This is a genomic window from Agathobaculum sp. TL06 (assembly GCF_054658635.1).
This window is the reverse complement of sequence record NZ_BAAGGY010000098.1, coordinates 1-255: the sequence shown is the minus strand read 5'-3', so window position 1 is coordinate 255 and position 255 is coordinate 1. Positions and strand designations below refer to the sequence as shown.

General features: G+C 59.6%; 1 protein-coding gene. It reads left to right on the top strand.

The features are described from left to right. Positions 1-255 (top strand): thiamine pyrophosphate-dependent enzyme (locus ACYQ3S_RS15795; protein ID WP_459690317.1); only part of this gene is annotated, 255 nt, incomplete at both ends.

Genomic DNA, 255 nt, shown 5'->3' with positions numbered 1-255 from the left:
CCGCGGCGGGCGTTGCGCTGGGCATGAAAATGGACGGACGGGACAACCGGACGTACCTGATCCTCGGGGACGGCGAGCTGGACGAAGGCCAGGTGTGGGAAATGGCGCTGTTCGCCAGCACGAAGCATCTGGACAACCTGATTACATTTGTGGACTTCAACAAGCTGCAGATAGACGGGCGCACGGATAATGACGAGGTGTGCAACCTGGGCGATATCAGCGCGAAATTCACCGCTTTCGGCTGGTATGCGCAGC